The sequence below is a fragment of the Sulfurimonas sp. genome (assembly GCF_027056685.1).
Lineage (GTDB): Bacteria > Campylobacterota > Campylobacteria > Campylobacterales > Sulfurimonadaceae > Sulfurimonas.
In genome coordinates this window covers 20,627-42,466 of sequence record NZ_JALUKE010000027.1, presented here as the reverse complement: position 1 = coordinate 42,466, position 21,840 = coordinate 20,627, and the positions used below count along the sequence as shown (strand labels likewise).

Genomic DNA, 21,840 nt, shown 5'->3' with positions numbered 1-21,840 from the left:
TCTATTATCTGCACAAAATTTATCGCACTCTTTTGAATACAAACTATTTTCAAATGTTTCACTTGACTTATATGAAAAAGAGTCTATAGCTATTATGGGTATGAGTGGTAGCGGCAAATCTACTCTTTTACATCTTCTCTCTACACTTTTAAAACCTGATGAGGGGAGTGTTACAATCTTAGGTAAAGATATTAACACTATGAAAAAAAAAGAGTCTGCACTACTTAAACGCAACAAACTTGGACTTGTCTTCCAATCACATTATCTCTTTAAAGGTTTTAGTGCCTATGAAAATCTTGAAGTATCTGAGATTTTATCAGGACAAAAGATAGACGATAGCCTCCTAGAAAAACTTAACATAAAAGAGGGCATACATCAAAAAGTGACAAAACTCTCAGGGGGACAGCAGCAGCGTGTCTCTATAGCAAGAGTTTTGACAAAAAAACCTACTATTATTTTTGCAGATGAGCCTACAGGAAATTTAGACTCAAAAACTGCTCAAGAAGTAATGAAACTCTTTTTTGAATATTGTCAAGAGCATCAGGCTGGAATGATATTAGTAACACATGACAACCATTTGGCAAATATGTGTGATAAAGTATTTGAATTAGAGAACAAAGAATTGAAACGAATAAAATAGGAAAATAAAGTGGAGTTTGCAGAGATATTTAACGAAGTAAATATGGTAGGGTTTTTACTACTGTTCTTTCGCTTTGCGGGACTTTTTCTTGCTGTTCCTATATTTAATCATAAAAATATTCCTATTAACATAAAAGCGACTATGGCTTTTTTCTTTACTGTATTTTTTTATTCCTCAATGCCTGCCCCAACGATTGATATAAATATTCCAACTATAGTTATAGCAATATTGGGTGAGCTTATTTTAGGTTTATCTGTAGGCATAGTTTTGCAACTGGCATATAATGTAATAACTTTTGCAGGTGGACAAATATCTTACATGATGGGCTTTTCTATGGCGAGTGCTATCGACCCACAATCTGGTGTTTCTATGCCTATCATTTCTCAGTTTTTGTCACTTTTAGGTTTAATGGTTTTACTTTCTCTTAATTTACACCATTGGATTTTACTGTTTGTTGCACGCACTTTAGATACAGTTCCTTTGGGAGGATTTATAATAACGAAAAACTTTTTTCACTATATTATGCATGCTGCATCAAATATGTTTATGGTTGGATTTATGATCGCCTTTCCTGTTATTGCACTTTCCTTGCTTGCAGATACTATCTTTGGTATGCTAATGAAAACTATGCCGCAATTTAACCTTTTGGTTATAGGTTTTCCTATAAAAATTATGGTTGCGTTTAGTGTTTTGATTGCAACTTTAACTGCTATTATGCTTGTTCTTAAAGGACAAGTTCAAGAAGCATTTAATATGTTGGGGACTTTTTTTTAGTTTAATTTTGCTACAATGGTGCCAATAACCCCTCAAAGGAATATATGTGAAGATATTACTTTTAAATGACAATCCAGTAGTTACAAAGTTAGTTACTTTAAGTGCTCAAAAAACTGATGATGAAGTTACAACTGCACATAGTGTAGAAGAAGCACCCTCAGGAAGTTATGACCTTTTAGTTATAGATGATGCCCAGTACGACGAAGAGGGCTATGCAGAGTTGCAAAATAAAATAGAGTTTAAAAAATCTCTTTTTATATGTTCTCGTGATAACGAGAATCAAGAGAGTTTTTCTGCAACAATTAAAAAGCCATTTTTACCAACTGATATGGTAGAACTTTTCACAAATCTAAAGAAAAATTTAGATGTTACTGAAGATGTGTCAGATGAAGAATTACTTGATGGACTTGAGCTTGAAGGCTTGGATGACTTGGATGAGCTTGAAGAGTTGGACGATGAGTTGATTTTAGATGATGAAGAGCTCGGCGAGAGTGTTTTAGATGATGAAGAGGCACAAAAAGTCAAAGAGCTACTTGATGAAACGCAAGATGATGAAGCCGATGATGAAGATTTGGATTTAGACTATGATTTGTCCTTAGATTTAGAAGATGAAGCAGATGAAGCGATTGCAGACGAGCCTTTAGTTGAAGATACAGAATTAGAAGAGTTGGGTATTGATGAAACACTTGAAGATGTAGACTTGGATGGTGAGGTAGATTTGGACCTTGCAGAATTAGATTTGGAAGATGATGCTTTAGCTGATGTTGAAGAGATAGCGCAAAGTGAAGAGTTGCCTGAGGATATAGTTGAAGCTGAAGAGTTTGAAGAGAATTTACAAACGCAGATTGAAGATGCTGTAGAGGAACTTTCTCAAGAGGAGTTAGAGAGCGAAGTAGATGAAGATACCCTGCTTGAAATTGCTAGTAACGAAATAGACTCATTTGCTACCTTAAACAGTAAAGATTTAAAAGTTGCCTTAGGTGAAGAAGTTGATGCAGATGATGCAGTCGCGGATACAGATATAGAAGAAGCTCCTTTAGGCAAAGAGAATGAGAATAGAGGTGTAGAAGCTTTAAAAACACTACTAGCAGCCTTAGATAATGAAAATGTAGCCGCAGCAATGAAGGGTGTAAAGATTACAATCAATATAAGTTTTGAGGATTAATTATGAGTCAAATTAATGGCGCAATATTAGTTCTTTCAGGTCCAAGTGGTGCAGGTAAAAGTTCTTTAATAGCGAAAATTATAGATGATATTGGTGAGACATATTTTTCCATTTCTACAACAACGAGACCTATGCGTGAGGGTGAGAGAGATGGTGTTGATTACTATTTTGTAGATAAAGAGGAGTTTGAAAGAGAGGTTGAAGAGGAGCAGTTTTTAGAACATGCTTTGGTGCATAGCAACTACTATGGAACATCAATCAAGCCAGTAAAAAAAGCACTCTCTGAAGGTAAATTGGTAATTTTTGATATAGATGTTCAGGGTAATAACGCCATTAAAAATAGACTAAGCGATATTACAACCTCTGTTTTTATCTCACCACCGACACTCTCAGAACTTAAACGCAGGCTTATAAAACGCTCTACAGATTCGCAGGAAGTGATAGATAGACGGGTAAATATGGCAAAAAGAGAGATTCAAAGAGTCTCTGAATATGAGTACTTGCTTATTAACGATGACTTAGATGTTGCTGCACAAAAGCTGCGTTTGATTGCACAGACTGCAAGACTTAAAAAAGCAAGTGAAGAGATAAATGAGTTTGTACAGAGATGGGAAGACTGTTAAAGAGAAGTCACAGCAAAGGTGAGATATACTTAACGACTTAATTTTATATAAGGATAAACTATGGGAATGCCTAGTGGAACAGAGTTACTATTAATATTTGGAATAATTGTATTGCTTTTTGGTGCAAAAAAAATACCTGAATTAGCAAAAGGTCTTGGTAAGGGAATCAAAAATTTCAAAGAAGAGATGAAAGAAACTGATGTAGTTGATGAAGTTGCATCTGATACACCTAAAAAAGTTGAAGGTTCTGAGGAAGTAGCATCTGCTTCTGAGACTCCTAAATCTACAACACAAGCATAAGCTTTGAAACAACGAGTATCGGCGTTATTACGCGAGAAATTAGGTCGTGAGCTTGTTTTAGAAAAGCCTCGTGACCGTTCTTTTGGTCACTTTGCTACTCCTATTGCTTTCTCTCTAGCAAAAGAGCTTAGAAAATCTCCGATGATTATTGCAGATGAACTTGCTGCATCTTTTGGTGAGAGCGAAGAGTTCTCAAGTGTGGAAGCTGTAAAAGGTTACTTAAATTTCCGTTTGAGTGAAAACTTTTTAAGTGAATATGCTTCTTGGGCATTAGAAAATCCATCAGAGTACGCAAAACAAGAAAAAAATCAAAAAATACTTTTAGAATTTGTAAGTGCTAATCCTACAGGACCATTGCATATTGGTCATGCTCGTGGTGCAATTTATGGAGATACACTCTATAGACTTGCAAAACATTTGGGCTACAAGATTGATGCAGAGTATTACATTAATGATGCTGGAAATCAAATCGATTTGTTAGGGCTTTCTATTCAATTGCATGCACGAGAAAATTTGCTTGATGAAACAGTAGAGTATCCTGAATCTTACTATCGTGGAGAGTATTTAGATGGACTCTCTCGTGATGCTATGGAAAAATTTGGGGTAGAGATTTTTCATGATGAGTCACGACAACGAGAGCTTGCTATGTGGGCGAAAGATGAAGTGATGAAAATCATTGTAAAAGATTTGGCAGATACGAATGTACATTTTGATACTTTTGTCTATGAATCAACGCTTTATGATGATTGGGATAGGGTGATGCAGAAGATGGCAAACACTGATGCGGGTGCCATTTATGAAAAAGATGGAAAAACTTGGATAGCTTCTGAGGCAAAAGGCGATGAAAAAGATAGAGTTGTCGTTCGTGAGGATGGACGACCAACTTATCTTGCTGGAGACATAGTTTACCATAACCAAAAGTTTGAAAGAGGCTATGCACACTACATAAATATCTGGGGTGCAGACCATCATGGCTATATTCCTCGTGTAAAAGCAGCCATAGAATATCTTGGCTATGATTCATCTAAACTTGAAGTACTACTTTCTCAAATGGTCAGCCTTTTAAAAGATGGCGAGCCATATAAAATGAGTAAGCGTGCTGGTAATGTCATACTTATGAGCGATATTGTTGATGAGATAGGTGCAGATGCTCTTCGTTATATTTTCGCTTCAAAAAAGAGTGATACAGCTTTAGAGTTTGACCTCTCAGAGTTTAAAAAGCAAGATAGTTCAAACCCTATTTTTTATATTCAGTATGCACATGCTCGTATTCAAACGCTTCTTTCAAAAAGTACGCTTAGTAGTGAAGAGATTATGTGTGCCGATTTGAAAAATTTGGGTGAAAATGCTGATACACTTCTTTTTGATGCCATGTTGCTTCCTGAAGTTGTAGAGGATGCTTTTAATTCTCGTCAGATTCAAAAACTGCCAGACTACTTAAAAGCACTTGCAGCATCTTTACATAAGTTTTACTATGATGTTCGTATGATAGGAACGCCAGATGAAGCAAAACTCTTAAAAGTGATGCTTGTTGTAGCGCTTAGCCTTAAAACTGGTCTCTCTTTAATGGGAATAGAGGCAAAAGATAAAATGGTAAAAGAGGAAGATTAATTCTTCTCTTTTAGCAAATCTGCATTTTTTAGAGATGGGTAGAGTTGTAAGACTTTTTTAGCCGATTTTTTTGGTATTTGAATAAGTATAGGATTTTTATCTTTATCAAGCCAGAACACTATTTTTTTAATACTTGCTTCATTCATAGAGGTACATCCAACCGTTGGTCTATTTACTCCTCTTTGAATATGCAAAAATATACAAGAACCATACCCTTTTTTTGCTGCCACATTATGTGCGACAACAACTCCATATTTATATAAATCATCATCTCTTCTCATATATTCAAAACTTTTTTCATCTCCTTTTGCCTCAATTATTTGATTATAGTAGGATGAATTTGTATCATCTACACAGATGAGTGATTTTGTAGCAACTAGATAAGGCATTTTTTCATCACGAATTTGTGAGTATCCAAATGTTTTACTAAGAGAAAATACGCCAGCAGGAGCTCTTTTGTCTCCCTCTTTTTTTATGATTTGTGAAGAGTTTTTATCGCGTATATTTACTATGCCTATTCCCCATCCTAAGCCGTTAAAACCTAAATTTACAGGAGTTGTTGGAGAGACTTTTTTACCATTTTCATAGCATTCCAATTTTGCAGTAGAACTGTTCATATCATCCGCTACAATTAGGATTATTTGCTGTGAGCAAAAGAGTAAATTTGAAAAACTTAGAAAAATTAAGAAACTTTTTATCATAAAGTATGGTACTATTACTAAAATACGATGTCAAGGGTAGGATGGATTATGAGTATTAAAATACGACAAGCAACACAGAATGACTCCTCTTTTTTAGCTGAGATGATTTTACAAAGTTCTCGTGCAGGTAAAAAAAGTGGGTTGTTTGATCTATTATTTACAGACAGTAGTGATGCACAAATTTTAGAAAAACTAGCAAAGCTCACAACAACAGAGGCTAAAAGCAGTTGTAACTATAAAAATTTTTTAATTGCTGATATTGATGGAAATCGTGTGGGGACGCTTTGTAGTTATGAACCCCGTATTGCAACAAAAGAGAGCTTTATTAAAGCACTTGATGAAATAGGCTGCACCAAAGATGTTGAGACTACTTTAGATGTCTTTTACAGTTGTAGTTTCGAGCAGAACAAAAGTACTCTTATGTTTGATTTTATGGAAGAGGTTGCAGGCTGTATTGATGTGGGAATTTTAAAAGCATTGATGCAAAAGAGTCTCTTAAGCGCGAGACTTAAGGGTTATAGAGTCGCTCAGACTATTATTGAAATAGGTTCTCTTGAATCAGAACTCTTTTATAAAAAACTTGGATTTAAAAAAACTGCACAGGTGGAGTGTGAGAGTTACAAAGAGACCTTTGGAAGAGCCGGTCTTATGCTTATGTCCTTAGAGTTTTAGGAGTCCATATAGAACTCTCTGTTTTATCAATTTTCCCGTCCCTACTTGCCATATTTTTGGCGCTTTACTCTAAAAATATTCTTCTCTCTTTATTTGGAGGAGTCTTTTTAGGTCTCTTTATTCTTAACGATTTTTCTCTTTTTGCTACTTTTGGCGCTATTTACACTCTTTTTATAAATTTACTGAGTGAGGGGTGGATACTCAAAACAGTTGTCTTTGCCATTTTAGTTGGTAGTGTCATGGAGCTTTTGCAAAAGAGCGGCAGCATTGATGGCTTTGTAAGCTATATGAGCCATAAGACTTCTTTAGTAAATTCAGGACGCTCTGCCCTGCTTTTGAGTTATATTATTGGAGTTGTGATTTTTATTGAGTCCTCTATTACCTCTCTTATTGCTGGTGCGGTGGGACGACCACTCTGTGACAAGTATGGTGTTGCTCATGCAAAGCTCGCTTTTGTCTGTGATTCTACTTCTGCGCCTATAAGCTCACTTATTGTTTTAAATGGCTGGGGTGCTTTGCTACTTGGGCTTATATCTACGCAGATACAAGAGGGTACAATGCAGGGTGATAGTATTGACATTTTACTAAACGCAGTGCTCTATAATTTTTATGCGATGAGTGCTTTAGTTGTAACTTTTATTGCAATTTGGTTCAATATTGACATAGGTGCGATGAAAAGAGCAAAATCACCGCAAAAAATAGTACAATTTTTAGAAAATTCTACGATTAGTCCTCTCTATATGCTGCTGCCAATAGGAGTAATGATAGTTTCGCTCTTTTTATTTTTATATTTAACGGGCAATGGCAATATTTTAAAGGGAAGTGGCTCTAGCTCCATCTTTTACACCATGCTTTTTACACTTTTTTTTATTTACATCTTATATATTCCTAAAAAACTTCTGTACAACAAGACATATGCTATTGCTGCGTTTAGCGGAGCAAAAAAGCTTTTTCCTATTGCCCTTATATTACTCTTTGCCTTTGCCATTGGAAAAGTGACAAATGATTTAAAAACTGGAGAGTATTTAGCAACTCTTGCAAGTGCAAATATTTCTGTTTATATGCTTGGAGGGCTTATTTTTGTCTTAAGTGCCATCATCTCTTTTGCCACAGGGACTTCATGGGGAACTTTTAGTATTATGATTCCTATTGCAGCTCCTTTGGCTATGAGTATGGATGCAAATATTACTTTGGCTATTGGCGCGGTTATTAGCGGTGGAGTCTTTGGTGACCACTGCTCACCCATCTCAGATACGACAATTATCTCTTCACTAGCAAGTGATTGTGAAGTAGTCGAACATGTTCAAACGCAGCTACCTTATGCACTTATAAGTGGAGTGATTGCGTTTATTTTATTTATAGTAATGAGTATTATTTAGAAGCTTTTTTCTATTTATTTTAAGTTAAATCATAATATAATCGAATATGTTTATATTTAAAAAAATGTTTGTGTTTGTGTTTGTGTTTTTTACTCTTTTCACTTCTGCTCTTGATGCAAAAGATGTAGTGAAAGATATTGCTCATTTTACTTTTGCTGAAAATGAACCTGATGTGACTTTTACTACTATTGTAATGCCTAGCGCTAAAAAAATAAAAGAAATCTCTGCTAGATATGAAAATTATTTTGTAACAGTGCAGGGAGATACGAGTTGTGGCGATAATTATGAAAGATATGCTTCAAAAGTCGAAGATGTTCTGCTCCATGCAGGTGTTCCTGCTCATAATATTCATCTTTTATACTATCGCAAAAAGGGTGGGGGCTCTGACTGCACTAAGAGTAGAAGTGTAGCAATTCAACTCCATTTAATGCATCTTATAAACCATGATAATGATAATGATAATGATGGTGTACTAAATGCTTTAGATAAATGTCCAAATACCCCAATAAATACAAAAGTAAATAGTGTAGGATGTGCATTTTCAACAGAGGTAATACTCTTGAATGGGCATAAAAAACATACGGCTATTATTGTTAGAACTTCTAAAGGTTTGGTTCGCATTGATAAACCGCTTGTTGCTGTAACTGTTAGTGCAAACGACACTATTTCAAAACCCAAAAAGCTTACTCAAAGCCAGGTAGAAGCTATTACTGGGGCTATTTATAAAATATCAAATAAAAAGCAGTACCGTTTTGTCTTTTATTTTAATAAATTAAATTTAGTCGCAAAATCAAAAAAAGAGCTGCAAAACTTTCTAACAAAGCTCTCCTCTTTGCAAGATCCTTATATTAATATAATTGGCAATACCGATACCATCGGCACTGTAGAGGACAATAAAGTTTTAGGTCTTAAGCGGGCACAAAAAATTGCAGCTATTATAGATGCATCACATATAAAATATCTTAAAATGGATCTTTCTTCAAATTCTGAACTTAACTTGGCAGTGCCAACACCCGATGAAACAGGGGAGCCACGCAACAGAAGGGTAGAAGTATTAGTACAGTAAAAAAACGCATCGCATTTATCTATATTATTGTTGCTGTATTTGTTGTTCTAAGTCATATAGTTATTGGTAGGAGTGATTTTATAAAAGAGTTTGATTACAAAGTATATGATTTTGTATCAAACACTCTTGGTGTTCATAAACAAAAAAAAGGTGCTTCATATTGTATTCTTGTAGATATTGATGAGAAGAGTCTTAGTGCTTTGGGACAGTGGCCTTGGTCAAGAATTGTTTTGGCAGATTTACTGAGTAAATTAGAGAGTTACAAGCCTGGTGTTATTGGACTTGATGTCATGTTTCCAGAAAAAGATAGAACATCTCCCGATATGATTGCAAACTTTTATAAGCGTCATTTTAATCTTTTAGATACTGTTGTTGTTCCTAAATATCTTAGAAATAATGATAGAATTTTCGCTGATGCCATTAGCCAAACAAAGAGTGTACTTGCTATTTATTTAAGTAATCAAAAGTACAATGATGAGAGTTGTAAAATTTCAAGCACTTTTAACGCTACTAATTTACAATTAAAAGATTTTGATTATGTACTATGCAATACTCCTCTTTTACAAAAAAGTGCCCACGCTTATGGCTTTATAAATTCAAATCAGGATAGTGATGGGGTTTTAAGGCGCATGGCTCTTTTAAAGCAGTATAAGGATGTTGCTGTTCCCTCTTTTGCACTTGCTTTACTCAAAGAGATAGACAGTAGTGTGCAGATAAAAGGTGAAAAAATAGAAATTTTAGATAATCAAATTTCTATTGATAAAGATAGCAGCTTTTTACTCTCATTTTATCCTCAAAAATGGTATAAAAAAATCTCTGCAGTGGATCTGTTAAAGGGGAATGTTTCTGCTAATATGCTAAGAGGCAAGGTTGTACTTATAGGTTCATCTGCAATAGGACTTCATGATCAGCTTATTGTATCAAGTGGTCATAAAGTTAGCGGCGCACAAATTCACATGACGATGATAGATAATTTGCTTTACAATCAGGTCGTAGTCCAGCCGCAAATTTACAAAAATATTGCTATTTTTCTCTCTATTATTTTTACGCTTTTTTTACTTTTTTTACTTGTTAAAAATAGAGATATTACAATGCTTCTAAGCCTGTTTATTGGTCTTTTAGGCTACTCTTTAGTAACTCTTTATATGTTATATAATGATATTTATATATCAGCTGGCTATTTTTACCTGCTACTGATGATAAACTTCATATTTATCAGTATTGCTTTTTTTGTAATAGATAGCTATAGAAAAAGAGTATATGTTGAAGAGCTCAACCGTTCTCATGTTGCCCTGCTTGACAGTATGGTTCATGTAGCTGAGGTGCATGACATAGAAACAGGTGCACATATTTTAAGAACGAAAAAATATATACGACTTTTAGCTCAATATATTTACGAACAGACAAATCATCCTTATCATAATAGACTTTCACCTCTGATTATAGAGATGCTTTACAGAACTGCACCACTTCATGATATAGGAAAGGTAGGTATTCCTGATTCAGTTTTAAAAAAGCCGGGTAAGCTTACTTTTATGGAGTATGAAGTTATGAAAACACATCCTGACTTGGGAAGGCATATTATTAACAATGCAATGAAAAGTTATGAGCAAAATGAATTTTTTACTATGGCGATTAATATTGCATATACGCATCACGAAAAGTGGGATGGCAGTGGCTATCCTGAGGGAATTGAGGGTGAAGAGATTCCTCTTGAGGGACGCTTTATGGCAATTGCTGATGTCTATGATGCTTTAGTCAATCGTAGGGTATATAAAGAGGAGTTCTCTTATGCAAAAACCTATAAAATTATGAAAGAGGGTCGAGGGACACATTTTGACCCCTTGTTGTTAGATGCTTTTTTTGAGATAAAAGAGAAATTTAGAGAAATTTCAGAGAGATATACCGATGAATCGGGAATGTAAGGAGCAAAAATGAAATATATGGTATTGTTGTTGGTAAGTCTGTTTGTTGTACTTAATGCTGATGAAATAGCTGTGGTTAAAACAGTTAAAGGTGAGGTTGTCGCTAAGAGTAGCAGTGGTGTAGTGAAACTCAAAGAGGGCTCAGTTTTGAGTGCATCTAGTATTGTTATAACAAAAAGCAATGCGCTTGTTGTTATTATATTTAAAGATAACTCTGTTTTGAATCTTGGAGAAAACACTGTTTTAAACCTACAAAAGTATGTTTTTAAGCCTACAAAAAAAGATTATGCTTTTAATCTGTTTCTAAAAAAAGGAAGCCTAATCTTTGAATCAGGAAAAATTGGAGAGCTTGCACCTGAAGATTTTCAGTTGAAAACACCGCAGGGAATAGTTGCCATTCGTGGCACTAAATTTGCCGTAAGAGTCAAATAAAGAGGCGTTTATGCCTCTAAATAGTAATTGATGGAGTAACGCAGGTCATCATCAAGATTATCCATACTTTTTAGCATCCATCTTAGGTAGCCTGCATCTTCATGCGCGACCTCTTGGAGTGTTTTTCCTTTATGTTTACCAAATCTAAACGCAGTGACTAAAATGGGAGTATTTGTTAAGTCGACCATTTTTTCTACAGGGTTTTCATTTGGAAATTTTTCTTGTACAATTTTTTTAAGTTGGCTCAAAAAGAGTTTGAGTACTAAAACATCCCCGATGGCATCATGTGCTTTTACCTCTATGCCAAGTGCATCAGCCTCTTTTTGTTCCTCTTTGTAAAGCTCCATTTTGTAGCGAAAATATTGTAGACGATGTGCTTCTTCATCTGGCATAACATGTTTTGCAACGCGCAGTGTGTCGATGACTTTCATCTTTGTCTCAAATCCCTCTTTTTCAAGCATCTTTATATCAAAAGGGGCATTGTGAATGATGAGGTAATTCTCTGGTGTATTAAGCTCTAAGAGTCTTTTGTATGCCTGCGTTTGCACACATTCTGGTTTGCCCTCAAGCATAGTAGGGATAATGCCATGAACTTCCATCGCCCCAAATTTTATGGGAATATCGGTGCTGCAAAATTCGTTATGGACCTCTATCTCTTTTGCGCCAAGTACCATGTACCCGAGTTGTATAACTCTATCTTCTTCATCCGTTCCTGTTGTCTCTGTATCTAAAATTATATATTTTGCCATTATTTTCTACTCTCAAAGTGAACATTAAAGCTCTTGCTTGTATTTGCTTTAATTTTAATGCTAAATGTAGCTAAATTTCCCTTAGTATAAACATATTTCTGAGCTGATTTTATGCGGGCATCTCTATTTTTGTTAAAGGGAACAAGCAGAGCTACTCTTTTTTCTTCATTCGAGTGATTGCTTAGTGTGTAGCGTATATCTACGCTGTAGTAGTTTTTTGAGTCACTGCGTTTGAGTATGCTTTGTTTTACTTTAATATCAAAATTTACACCTATTTTGAGTTTGAGAGCTTCATTTTTTGGAGTGTGTTTGATGCTGCTTTCTCCTAAAAGTATAGAAGTATTATGCAATTTTGAGTAGATGCGTACAATGCCGCTTGGTAGGGGAATGTCAAGCTTTTGTAGTGTGATGTATTGGTTTACATTCATTTTACTTTCACCGTGAAAAAAGAGCGGATTGCTCATTTGTGCTTCGTACTCTCTTTGTACTTTTATGTTTTGGAAGTTCTGAAAATTTATTTGCGTCTTCTCTCTGTTTGCCAAAGTCACTTTGAAAGGAATTTTATAAATATGGTAGCCCTCATGTGTGCTCTCTTGTACAATCGGTCTATTCTGAGCTATCATTTTGGAGTACATTATGCGTGGTTGTTGATTTCTTACTCTGTTAATCGTTCCTGCTAAGGTGTAGAGTGTGGTGTCTATAAAACTTTTTCCAGAGTTGTTGGTAAGCGTAATAAATCCACGAAGATTTGCACGATTTTTTACAATGTCAAGCACATAATTTGCACTCCATGTAATGTTTTTTATAAGGTAGTCAAGCTCTAATTTCGCATTAATATTTTTGTCTGTTTTTACATTCCAAAGTAGGGAGGGTTTACTTAAAAGACGATTTGGAATTTTATCGAAGATAATTGCTTTGCTCTCTCTTGTTACAATGTTTCCCTTTTTATTTTTAAGGATTGCCTCTTTGTTGTTTGTAGCAAGAAGGGTAAAAGAGTCCTTGCCCACTTTTACCTTTTTACCAATGTTATACTCTAAGAGTTTTGCAAGCGTGAGCTTGTCGTAGCGGTACTGTTGTGAGTAGAGTTGTACCCCTTTTGGGAGTTTGAGGTTTATAGACTCTGTGATAATGGAGCTTGCAACATCTTTGTAAATAATGCTATGTGCATTCTTGTCTAAACGCAGCGGACGCTCTTCATGGACGAGCCCAATGTTTGAGTTGTAAACAACAAGCGAAGAGCCAAAGAGCGAACTTGCTCCTATAAATAAAGATAATGCTAATGTTTTCATGATGAACTCCTATAAAACTATGATACACTTATAAAAAAAATAGAGAATGAATTTTGATAACAACACCCATGGGCTACCTTTTAACTATATCACTTATTGTAGCATTTTTCGCCTTTTTGGATTTAAAGACAAACTATAAAAATTTGAAGTATATTCCTGCTGTTGTACTTATTTACGCGGCTTCTATGCTTTTGGCTTCATTTGGTATTTTTGAGCAAAACGCACAGATACATCATATTTATAAACTCACAAAGACAAATCTTCTGCCTGCTATGCTCTTTTTAATGCTGTTACAAATTGATTTTAGACATTTTTTAAAACTTGGAAAATCCCTGCTTATCGCCTACACTTTGGCGGTTTTTTCCATAGCTGTTGCGTTTATACTCACTGCGTTTATGTTTCACTTTGATGCGAACATAAGTGCTGCGTTTGGCGCACTTGCAGGGAGTTGGATGGGTGGTACGGCAAATATGGTCGCAGTCGGTTCTGCTCTTGGAGTGCATGAAGATGCTTTTGCGTATGCACTTGTAGTAGATAGTGTGGATTATACGCTCTGGGTGATGTTATTACTCTTTTTAGTTCCTTTTGCAAAGTTTTTTAACAAGTTTACAAAGAGTGATGAAAATCTGGCATATTTGGGTGAAATTGGCTGTGCCTGCTCTATGGGCGCAAAAAGATACTGGCTGCTCATTGCTTTAGCTTTGGCAGTTTCACTCTTTTGTCAGATTTTAGCGACAAAAGTTATTATTTTAAACGCAACGACATCTATGATACTATTTGCAACACTTTTAGGCATAGCAGGCTCCTTTACAAAGCTTCGCAGCCTCAACGGTTCAAGTGAAGTCTCCACTACTATGCTCTACATTCTTATAGCGCTTATTGGTTCAAACGCAGTTATAGAAAATTTCTCAGGTTTGGGCATTTATGTCTTTGCTGGCTTGGTGATTTTATCTATTCACGCATCTATCATGATACTAGGAGCAAAAATATTTAAGCTCGATCTCTTTAGTATTTCAGTCGCATCACTTGCAAATATAGGAGGGGTGGCTTCTGCACCTATTTTAGCAGCAACTTACAATAAATCACTCGTAAGTGTGGGTGTTTTAATGGCAATTATGGGTTATATTATTGGGACATTTGGTGGCTTGTTGATTGGAAATATTCTACTGCGTTTAGGCTCTGTTTGATGTATGTTTAAAAAAAATTGAATTTGTGCTGATATAATGCGCATAAAATATAAAAGGTGCGAGCGTGGGTAAATTTGCTAAATTTCTTTATTATAATATTATTGTCTATTTTCTCTATGTAATTGTCGATAAATTTTTTACTATGCTGCATCTTTACAGCTCTAATGCTCTTGGTACAGATTTATCTGTTATGCCTACAAATTCAGATTTGACTTTAATCATTATTAATGTTGTTATCTCTTCGGTTGGTGGATATTTTTTACTTAAAAAACTTGAAGAGTATCTTTCGTTATGAAAATTAAAAATATAACATTTGAAAAAAGGTATATTCCTTTAAAAACGCCCTTTGCTACTGCTCTGCGGCGCGTTGAAAATGTGGAATTTGTCCGTGTGAATATTCTCTTTGAAAATGATAGCATCGCACAGGGAGAAGCACCTGCAACTAAGGTGATAACGGGTGAGGATTTAGAGGATATAATTCACTCTATTGCGTCTGTAAAAACAAAACTGCTTGGGTTAAACGCAGCTGATGCTCTGCGCGTGTTGCATAAGCAAAATATAGGCTCTTCAGCAAAAGCAGCACTCGATATGGCACTCTTTTTCCGAATAAACAAGCTCGTCATAGAAGATACAAGCTCAATCAAGACAGATGTGACCATTAGTTTAAATAGTGTTGATGTGATGATAGCAGATGCCAAAAAAGCATTTAGTGATGGCTATGACATCTTAAAAGTGAAGCTTGGAAGTGATATAAAACATGCCATAATCGTGACGCTGCGTTTAGCCAAAGAGCTTTCAGAGGCAGTGCTGCTTATAGATGCAAATCAGGCATGGAGTGTGAAGTCTGTATTGGAGTATCTAAACGCAGTCGATGGGGTGCAAATTGAGCTTATAGAGCAGCCTGTCAAAGCAGATGACTTAGAAGGGCTTAAACGCATTACAGAGGCTTCATCCATTGCTATTTTGGCAGATGAGGCTGCGTTTAGTCTTGGAGATGTGAAAAATATCTATAGGCTAAACGCAGCGGATATGATAAACATTAAGCTTATGAAATGTGGTGGAGTGAGCAGGGCTATAGAGATTTTAGAGTATGCAAGAGAGAAAAACATAAGCTGTATGCTAGGCTCTATGCTTGAGGGCCCTATCTCCATAGAAGCGGCATACAAACTTGCCTTTGCCTACAGAGATGTTATAAAGTATGTCGATTTAGACTCGCCGCTGCTTTACGCTGAGACACCATCTTCTGTGGGAGATTTTGCGATAAAACGCAACCAGATAAAGCCTAAAATTCCCGCAAAGAGTGAGGCTGCCAAGATCCCTATTTTTGCTTGAAAAATAGCTGAGGCATTGCCATAAAATGCAAGTTCTGCGACAAAGATACTCATAGTAAAACCGATACCGCCAAGAAGTGCTACACCAAAGACCTGATTCATCGTGCTTCCCTCTGGGAGTTTTGCTATGCCAAGTTTTGTGGCAATGAACGCCACTCCAGCGATGCCAAGCACTTTTCCAAGAACAAGCCCTACAATAATACCAAGTGCAATAGGCTCTACAATTGCTTCATCAATGTGTGTAAAATCGATGCTGATACCTGCGTTTGCAAGAGCAAAAAGAGGAATAACTATGAGACTCACAGGCAGGTGCAGCGCCTGTTCGAGTCGTGCTGAGGGAGACTGAATGGACTCTATGCGCTCAGACATATTTATAAGGACAGCTTTTTGTTTTTCATGGAGTGAATAGTCAGTTGCTACAGGGTAGTTGTCATACTCATCCAAAGAATTTCGCATATGATTGCTAAAATCATCAGGAGTTTGTTTTGGTTTTGAAGGAATTGCCATGGCTGCTATTACACCTGCGATTGTTGCGTGCACGCCTGATTCAAGCATAAAGAACCATAAGAACATACCCACTAACAGGTAGGGTAAAATAGCATGAATACCAAACCTATTAAACGCAACCATCACAAGAAATGAAGCACCTGCAAGTAAAAGCGGCAGCAGATGAATCTGTTCCGTGTAAAAAAGAGCAATGACCACAACAGCACCAAGGTCATCGACAATAGCAAGGGCAATAAGAAAAGTCACAAGTGAAGGCGATACTCGGTTTCCTAAAAGCACAAGCGCAGAGATGGCAAAAGCGATGTCGGTAGCCATTGGGATACCCCAGCCATTTTGTGAAGGCAACCCATGATTGATAGCGATGTAGATAAGCGCAGGTACTATCATTCCTCCAAGTGCAGCTAAAATAGGAAGAATGGCTACTTTAATGTTTGAGAGCTCCCCGACCAAAATGTTTCTTTTTATCTCTAAACCTATAAGAAAGAAAAATATTGCCATAAGTCCGTCATTTATCCAGTGATGGATGGTGTGTGAAAGTTTCCATGAACCGACATTTAAAGAGATAGTGAGATGAAATATCTGTTCATACACATCATGCAAGGGAGAGTTTGCGAGTATGAGTGCAACGATGGTCATAAATATAAGCACGATTCCTGTCGTTGTTTGCGCATGAATAAAATGCTCTAGCGGCGTGGCTACTTTTTCAAATGTTTTTTCCCATGGGGCATATATTTTCATAGAGCCTTTCCTTGTGTTTTCTTTTATTCAAAGATTATAACGTAATTTCTAAACCAACAGTTTTAAAAAAGTTGAGTATAATCACTCTATGAATTTAGAAACTTTAAAAAACCAGACACTTTTACTCTTAGGAAAAACACGAGCCTTTACAGGGGAGGAGTTTTTATCGCAGCTTGAAGCGCATGATATTTCACTGACATATGAGATGAATGATGAGGTTCGCTTCATTGTAGAGGGGCGGATGATGAGCCCTTATGAGCAAAATCTTTCTGATGCGCTCTATGAAGAGAGAAAGTATGAGTTTCTTGGCATTGATGTGGTAGAGAAGCTTTTAGCCGATGCAATGGACGATGATGTGCTTTTAATGAGCTTGAAACTCTCAAATGATAAAGCACGGCTCAAAGCATTTTTACAAAATTCAATGCTCAGTGATGCACTCTTTTTCAAACTACTCAAGATGTACTCATGGAATGGAGAGGACTTTTTTGAAAATGATGACAACCGTGATGTCTCAGCCGCGCTCATTGGACGCTTTTACCAAAATATAGAACGCAATCACAATGTCCAATACGCTACGACAGGCATCTACCATTTGATAGAGCAGACACAAAATACAGCGCTTTTAGAGGCTATATCTGCGCTTGAACCAGTTAGGATGCATCCAAAGCTCAAAAAATCTTTAGCGATGCATAAAGATACTCCAAAAAGTGTGCTTAAAAAGTTTCTCAAGCAAGATGATGTCCTTGCAAAAGAGGCGATGGCATATAACCCAAATCTTGATATGACGCTTATAAAAGAGCTTGCAAAGAGTGAGGATTTAGCAGAGATACTTGCACAAAATGTAAAGCTTGATGAGGCACTTTTTACGCTTTTAAAAGATTTTAAAACCGCTTTGGCGATGAATGAGACACTAAACGCAGCAATGCAAACGCAGCTCTTGGCACTTGATGACAGGGTGGTAAATCTCGCTCTTGCAAACAACAGAGCCCTTACAAAAGAGAGTGTTGTAAAACTTTTGGCACATAATGATGCAGAGCTAAACGCAGCACTTTATGCAAACCCTGCAACGCCAAAAGAGCTGCTAGAAGAGGCTTTTAAAGATATGAACAACTATTCACATTTGGCAAAAAACCCTGCAATGCCTCCGCAACTGCTTGAAGCGATGTTTGCAGAGGGCGATGCCGTAGTTTTAGATGCTTTGGCAAGGAATGAAAATACACCTGTAGCTGTTTTGTATCAGTTGCAACTCGATAGTAGGTTTGATAGGGCTGTAAAGACAAACGCTGCGTTTGGAAAACATATTCAGAGTGAAAATATAGGATGGATGGTATAAACAATGATGAAAGCAAGTGATTTGACAAAGAGTTTAAAAGCACTCGTGGCGCAAAAGGTGCCGACCTTTCTTTGGGGTGCGCCGGGTATTGGAAAATCTTCCATCGTTAAGCAGATAGCAAATGAAAAGGGGCTTGATTTTATAGACCTGCGTTTGGCTTTGATGGATCCCACCGACCTTAAAGGCATCCCTTTTTATGACAAAGAGACACACACAGCACTCTGGGCACCGCCTGCATTTTTACCGCGAGAAGGTGAGGGCATACTCTTTCTCGATGAGCTCAACTCCGCCGCTCCTGCTGTGCAGTCTTCAGCATACCAACTTATACTTGACCGACGCATTGGAGAATATGAGCTTCCTGATGGCTGGGCGATAGTCGCTGCTGGGAATAGAGAGGGTGATAGAGGAGTGACATATAGAATGCCTGCACCTTTGGCAAATAGATTTGTCCATTTTGAGCTCGATGTGGATGTGGATGATTGGAGAGAATGGGCATACAAAAGTGGATTAGATGCTAGAATTATCGCCTATATTTCTTATAAAAATGAGCATCTTTTTTCGTTTGATGCAAAGAGCGAAGCGAAGAGCTTTGCAACGCCTCGAAGCTGGGAGTATGTGGGAAATATCTTACAAGTAGGCATTGAGAAAAACCTGCTGCTTGAAACTATTAGTGGAGCTATTGGGCGTGATATTGCGGTGAGTTTTTTATCTTTTATAAAAGTGGTGGAGAGGCTTCCTGACATTGATGCCATCATTGACGGGAGTGCATCCAAACAGAGCGAAGAGATAGATGTACTCTATGCACTTAGTTCGGGTTTAGTGAGTAAGTACCTGCAAAATCCAAGTAAAGAGAGTCTGGAAAACATCTTGGCATATACGCTTGATATGAAGAGTGAATTTGCCGTGATGGTGGTGCAGGATTTACAGCGAAGTAGTGTAGATATGCAGCACTCTGCAAACTTTAAAAAGTGGGTGAAGCAGTTTTCCTATCTGTTGGATTAAGTAGATGGATAGTGCAAAAATCTCGCAGGCAAAGGCAAAACTGCTAGTCTCTCAGCCCTATTTTGGGATACTTGCCACAAAGCTTGAACTTGTATTTAATGATGATATAGAGGCATTTAAGAGCAATGGCGTAAAGCTTGAGGTCAATAGTGACTACCTTGAGGGCTTGGAGCTAAGTGAGGTGGAGTTTGTCCTTGCAAATGGTGCGATGCATGCCTCTTTGGCACATGAGAGAAGAAGAGGTAAACGCAGCGGCTGGCTCTGGCAGATGGCTACAGATATGGCAATTAACGATATGCTGCTGCAAAATGGTCTCGATATGCCTTATGGCGCACAATATCGCAAGCGATTTAGCGGGATGTATGCCGAGGAGATCTATGCCGAGTTAAAAGACGATATTCTTCGCGAGGATGAAGATTTGGAGTATGAAGCGGATGACAGTGCGGATGTTGAGCCGCAGGAGAATGAGAGGAAGCAAGACAAACAAGAACAGTCAGAGCAAACGCAACAACAGATAGAAGATGAGGTACTCCAAGAACAACTTTTAGCCGAAGAAGCTATCAGTGCGCTTGAAGCGAAGATGCAAAGCGGTGAAGCACCGCAAAGTATCGAGCGTTTTTTTGAGGTGGAGTGTTCTGGTAAAATCGACTGGCGAGATGAGCTGCGTTTAGCACTTGATAGATTTTGTCGTGATGATTATGCGATGATGCCTCCGAGTAAAAAACTGCTTTATGAAGGAATTTACCTGCCCTCAAACATTTCACAGACCTTTCGGCTTGTTATTGCGGTGGATAGTTCAGGTTCAGTGGATGAAGAACTTTTAAATGAGTTTATGAGCGAAGTGAATTTTTTGATGAGTTTGGTGTCAAATTATGAAATAGAATTTTTGGTGTGTGATGACAAACTCCATTTTCATAAAACTTTTTACAGTGGTGAGCAGTTGGAAGTGAGCTTAAAAGGCGGAGGAGGGACTGATTTTCGTCCTGTTTTTGAGTTTATTGAGAATAATTTTGATGATGTAAAATTGTTACTTTACTTTACAGATATGGAGGGAATATTTCCTAAAGATGTGCCAAATTATCTGGTGAAGTGGGTAAGCTCTCAAGAGAGCGCGGCACCTTTTGGGGAGCTACTTCTTTTAAAAGATTAGCTCTCTTGAAATACCAAACGGTTACGCCCTGAGTTTTTTGCTTTGTACAAAAGCATATCGGCTGCGTTTACACTATCATCAAGTGTCTCGGCAGGGTCATGTAGTACCGCACCTATAGAGATAGTGAATTTAACAATAGTTTGCTCATTTATCTCAAGTGTGAAACTCTCTACACTCTCACGCAGACGCTCGAGTATTTCCACTGTTGAGTAGCGGTTAATGTTTTTAAGCACTATACAAAACTCTTCGCCTCCAAAACGGGCAACGACATCATTTGGACTTGTTCCACTTCTAAGAATATCTGCAAGTGAGACAATGACCTTGTCTCCAATATCATGTCCGTAGGTATCGTTGACCTTTTTAAAGTGGTCGATGTCTATCATAGCAATGGCACACTGCTCACCACTCTCTTTGATATATTCTATATACTCTCCTACACTTTGGTAGAAATAACGACGGTTATAGAGTCCTGTAAGATAGTCACGGTTTGCATATTGTGTAATTTTTTGAATATTTTCAAGTGCCTCTATAGAGTTATTCACGCGACAAGAAAACTCCTCTTTTGAAAAGGGTTTTTTGATGTAGTCATTTGCACCGTGTTTAAGAAAGAGTGCACTTACTTCATCATCATCATTTCCTGAAAGTGCAAGAATACAGAGCTCATCTTTTGTGTATGTTTCTCGTATTTTGAGGGTGAGTTCAAGTCCGTCCATTACAGGCATATTGTAGTCGGTAATAACAAGTGAAATATCTTGCTTGACACTCAGCATGCCTAGTGCTTCTTCGCCATGAGCCACTGTAATGACATCAAAGAAGAGGTTTTCAAGTATGTTTTGCATCTGTTTTCTAAAGACCATAGAATCATCTACCACAAGTACTTTGTGGCGTTGATTTCTGCGGAGTCTTTGAATGGTGTGTACAATGTATTCTATGTCGTTGACACCGCCTTTATTCACATAGTCGACGATATTTTTGTTAAGCATTGACTTTCTAAACTCTTTGTCAATATTCCCACTAAGAACAATGGCACGATTCTTTTTTGCAATGACATAGTCCACTATCTCACCGTTTGGAGCATCAGGCAGATTGATGTCAAGAAGAGTAATAAAGTAGTGACCACGACTAAGAAAAAGCTTGGCTTCCTGTAGCGAGTAGGCGACATCGATTTCCATATCGAGAGAAGTTTGTAGTTTTCTCGCGATGAGCTTCGCAAGTGTTTTATTGTCTTCAACAATTAAAATTTTTTCATTCATTTTGTTATTATAG

At 37.1% G+C, this 21,840-nt stretch carries 22 protein-coding genes; 17 read left to right on the top strand and 5 right to left on the bottom strand.

Features of this window, described 5'->3' with window-relative positions; all coding sequences use genetic code 11:
• From MVY38_RS01270 to argS, 6 genes are all read left to right on the top strand, one after another.
• Positions 1-640 (top strand): ATP-binding cassette domain-containing protein (locus MVY38_RS01270; RefSeq protein WP_297482591.1); only part of this gene is annotated, 640 nt, incomplete at its 5' end.
• A 9-nt stretch (positions 641-649) separates the two neighbouring features.
• The gene (gene fliR / locus MVY38_RS01265) at positions 650-1,414 is read left to right on the top strand and encodes a flagellar biosynthetic protein FliR (protein WP_297482587.1); all 765 of its coding nucleotides are present in this window, start codon (positions 650-652) and stop codon (positions 1,412-1,414) included.
• Between the two features lie 46 nt (positions 1,415-1,460).
• On the top strand, positions 1,461-2,579 hold the full coding sequence (locus MVY38_RS01260) for a hypothetical protein (protein ID WP_297482584.1): 1,119 nt from the start codon (positions 1,461-1,463) through the stop codon (positions 2,577-2,579).
• A 2-nt stretch (positions 2,580-2,581) separates the two neighbouring features.
• A complete protein-coding gene (gmk, locus tag MVY38_RS01255) occupies positions 2,582-3,202 on the top strand; it encodes a guanylate kinase (protein ID WP_297482575.1) in 621 nt (206 codons plus the stop codon).
• 60 nt (positions 3,203-3,262) lie between these two features.
• Positions 3,263-3,502, top strand: a complete 240-nt coding sequence (locus MVY38_RS01250; protein ID WP_297482573.1) for a twin-arginine translocase TatA/TatE family subunit — start codon at positions 3,263-3,265, stop codon at positions 3,500-3,502.
• A gap of 3 nt (positions 3,503-3,505) precedes the next feature.
• Complete coding sequence (gene argS / locus MVY38_RS01245) at positions 3,506-5,113, top strand: arginine--tRNA ligase (RefSeq protein WP_297482570.1); 1,608 nt, start codon at positions 3,506-3,508, stop codon at positions 5,111-5,113.
• Here the strand turns inward: argS and MVY38_RS01240 are convergent.
• Positions 5,110-5,730, bottom strand: a complete 621-nt coding sequence (locus MVY38_RS01240; RefSeq protein ID WP_297482569.1) for a L,D-transpeptidase family protein — start codon at positions 5,728-5,730, stop codon at positions 5,110-5,112. The genes argS and MVY38_RS01240 overlap by 4 nt on opposite strands.
• Positions 5,731-5,862: 132 nt before the next feature.
• On the opposite strand from MVY38_RS01240, the gene MVY38_RS01235 reads away from it, so the two are divergent.
• From MVY38_RS01235 to MVY38_RS01215, 5 genes are read left to right on the top strand one after another with little or no spacing between them, the layout of a single operon-like run.
• The gene (locus MVY38_RS01235) at positions 5,863-6,486 is read left to right on the top strand and encodes an acyl-CoA acyltransferase (protein WP_297482566.1); all 624 of its coding nucleotides are present in this window, start codon (positions 5,863-5,865) and stop codon (positions 6,484-6,486) included.
• A 56-nt stretch (positions 6,487-6,542) separates the two neighbouring features.
• Positions 6,543-7,865 carry a Na+/H+ antiporter NhaC family protein gene (locus tag MVY38_RS01230; protein ID WP_297482564.1) on the top strand — a complete coding sequence of 441 codons (1,323 nt, stop codon included), beginning with the start codon at positions 6,543-6,545 and terminating at the stop codon, positions 7,863-7,865.
• A 46-nt stretch (positions 7,866-7,911) separates the two neighbouring features.
• Positions 7,912-8,931: an OmpA family protein gene (locus MVY38_RS01225; RefSeq protein ID WP_297482562.1), complete on the top strand. Its 1,020-nt coding sequence runs from the start codon at positions 7,912-7,914 to the stop codon at positions 8,929-8,931.
• The gene (locus MVY38_RS01220) at positions 8,919-10,856 is read left to right on the top strand and encodes a CHASE2 domain-containing protein (RefSeq protein ID WP_366939732.1); all 1,938 of its coding nucleotides are present in this window, start codon (positions 8,919-8,921) and stop codon (positions 10,854-10,856) included. The genes MVY38_RS01225 and MVY38_RS01220 overlap by 13 nt, the downstream gene beginning before the upstream one ends.
• 9 nt (positions 10,857-10,865) lie before the next feature.
• Entirely contained in the window at positions 10,866-11,288 is a 423-nt protein-coding gene (locus tag MVY38_RS01215) for a FecR domain-containing protein (protein ID WP_297482560.1), read from the top strand.
• Between the two features lie 8 nt (positions 11,289-11,296).
• On the opposite strand, the gene MVY38_RS01210 is transcribed toward MVY38_RS01215, so the two are convergent.
• Entirely contained in the window at positions 11,297-12,037 is a 741-nt protein-coding gene (locus MVY38_RS01210; RefSeq protein WP_297482559.1) for an exonuclease domain-containing protein, read from the bottom strand.
• On the bottom strand, positions 12,037-13,326 hold the full coding sequence (locus tag MVY38_RS01205) for a hypothetical protein (protein WP_297482555.1): 1,290 nt from the start codon (positions 13,324-13,326) through the stop codon (positions 12,037-12,039). Before MVY38_RS01205 ends, MVY38_RS01210 begins: the two co-directional genes overlap by 1 nt.
• A gap of 53 nt (positions 13,327-13,379) precedes the next feature.
• On the opposite strand from MVY38_RS01205, the gene MVY38_RS01200 reads away from it, so the two are divergent.
• The 3 genes from MVY38_RS01200 (at position 13,380) to MVY38_RS01190 (ending at position 15,845) form a co-directional block, all read left to right on the top strand.
• Positions 13,380-14,513, top strand: a complete 1,134-nt coding sequence (locus tag MVY38_RS01200; RefSeq protein ID WP_297482552.1) for a DUF819 family protein — start codon at positions 13,380-13,382, stop codon at positions 14,511-14,513.
• Between the two features lie 64 nt (positions 14,514-14,577).
• On the top strand, positions 14,578-14,808 hold the full coding sequence (locus MVY38_RS01195) for a hypothetical protein (protein WP_297482549.1): 231 nt from the start codon (positions 14,578-14,580) through the stop codon (positions 14,806-14,808).
• Complete coding sequence (locus tag MVY38_RS01190; protein WP_297482547.1) at positions 14,805-15,845, top strand: dipeptide epimerase; 1,041 nt, start codon at positions 14,805-14,807, stop codon at positions 15,843-15,845. The genes MVY38_RS01195 and MVY38_RS01190 overlap by 4 nt, the downstream gene beginning before the upstream one ends.
• Here MVY38_RS01190 and nhaA read toward each other — a convergent pair.
• Positions 15,737-17,089, bottom strand: coding sequence for a Na+/H+ antiporter NhaA (gene nhaA, locus MVY38_RS01185; RefSeq protein ID WP_297482546.1), 1,353 nt, complete (start codon positions 17,087-17,089; stop codon positions 15,737-15,739). The genes MVY38_RS01190 and nhaA overlap by 109 nt on opposite strands.
• 88 nt (positions 17,090-17,177) lie before the next feature.
• Here nhaA and MVY38_RS01180 point away from each other — a divergent pair, with 88 nt between their 5' ends.
• From MVY38_RS01180 to MVY38_RS01170, 3 genes are read left to right on the top strand one after another with little or no spacing between them, the layout of a single operon-like run.
• Positions 17,178-18,422: a hypothetical protein gene (locus tag MVY38_RS01180; protein WP_297482544.1), complete on the top strand. Its 1,245-nt coding sequence runs from the start codon at positions 17,178-17,180 to the stop codon at positions 18,420-18,422.
• 6 nt (positions 18,423-18,428) lie between these two features.
• On the top strand, positions 18,429-19,424 hold the full coding sequence (locus tag MVY38_RS01175; RefSeq protein WP_297482598.1) for a MoxR family ATPase: 996 nt from the start codon (positions 18,429-18,431) through the stop codon (positions 19,422-19,424).
• A 4-nt stretch (positions 19,425-19,428) separates the two neighbouring features.
• Positions 19,429-20,574, top strand: a complete 1,146-nt coding sequence (locus MVY38_RS01170) for a VWA-like domain-containing protein (protein WP_297482542.1) — start codon at positions 19,429-19,431, stop codon at positions 20,572-20,574.
• On the opposite strand, the gene MVY38_RS01165 is transcribed toward MVY38_RS01170, so the two are convergent.
• Entirely contained in the window at positions 20,571-21,827 is a 1,257-nt protein-coding gene (locus tag MVY38_RS01165) for a diguanylate cyclase (RefSeq protein ID WP_297482596.1), read from the bottom strand. The two genes, MVY38_RS01170 and MVY38_RS01165, sit on opposite strands and share 4 nt — an antisense overlap.
• Between the last annotated feature and the right edge of the window lie 13 nt (positions 21,828-21,840).

Coding starts and splice junctions, on each gene's coding strand:
- gmk (WP_297482575.1), top strand. CDS start 2,582: ATGAGTCAAATTAATGGCGCAATATTAGTTCTTTCAGGTCCAAGTGGT.
- MVY38_RS01250 (WP_297482573.1), top strand. CDS start 3,263: ATGGGAATGCCTAGTGGAACAGAGTTACTATTAATATTTGGAATAATT.
- MVY38_RS01240 (WP_297482569.1), bottom strand. CDS start 5,730: ATGAACAGTTCTACTGCAAAATTGGAATGCTATGAAAATGGTAAAAAA.
- MVY38_RS01235 (WP_297482566.1), top strand. CDS start 5,863: ATGAGTATTAAAATACGACAAGCAACACAGAATGACTCCTCTTTTTTA.
- MVY38_RS01225 (WP_297482562.1), top strand. CDS start 7,912: ATGTTTATATTTAAAAAAATGTTTGTGTTTGTGTTTGTGTTTTTTACT.
- MVY38_RS01215 (WP_297482560.1), top strand. CDS start 10,866: ATGAAATATATGGTATTGTTGTTGGTAAGTCTGTTTGTTGTACTTAAT.
- MVY38_RS01210 (WP_297482559.1), bottom strand. CDS start 12,037: ATGGCAAAATATATAATTTTAGATACAGAGACAACAGGAACGGATGAA.
- MVY38_RS01205 (WP_297482555.1), bottom strand. CDS start 13,326: ATGAAAACATTAGCATTATCTTTATTTATAGGAGCAAGTTCGCTCTTT.
- MVY38_RS01190 (WP_297482547.1), top strand. CDS start 14,805: ATGAAAATTAAAAATATAACATTTGAAAAAAGGTATATTCCTTTAAAA.
- nhaA (WP_297482546.1), bottom strand. CDS start 17,089: ATGAAAATATATGCCCCATGGGAAAAAACATTTGAAAAAGTAGCCACG.
- MVY38_RS01180 (WP_297482544.1), top strand. CDS start 17,178: ATGAATTTAGAAACTTTAAAAAACCAGACACTTTTACTCTTAGGAAAA.
- MVY38_RS01175 (WP_297482598.1), top strand. CDS start 18,429: ATGAAAGCAAGTGATTTGACAAAGAGTTTAAAAGCACTCGTGGCGCAA.
- MVY38_RS01170 (WP_297482542.1), top strand. CDS start 19,429: ATGGATAGTGCAAAAATCTCGCAGGCAAAGGCAAAACTGCTAGTCTCT.
- MVY38_RS01165 (WP_297482596.1), bottom strand. CDS start 21,827: ATGAATGAAAAAATTTTAATTGTTGAAGACAATAAAACACTTGCGAAG.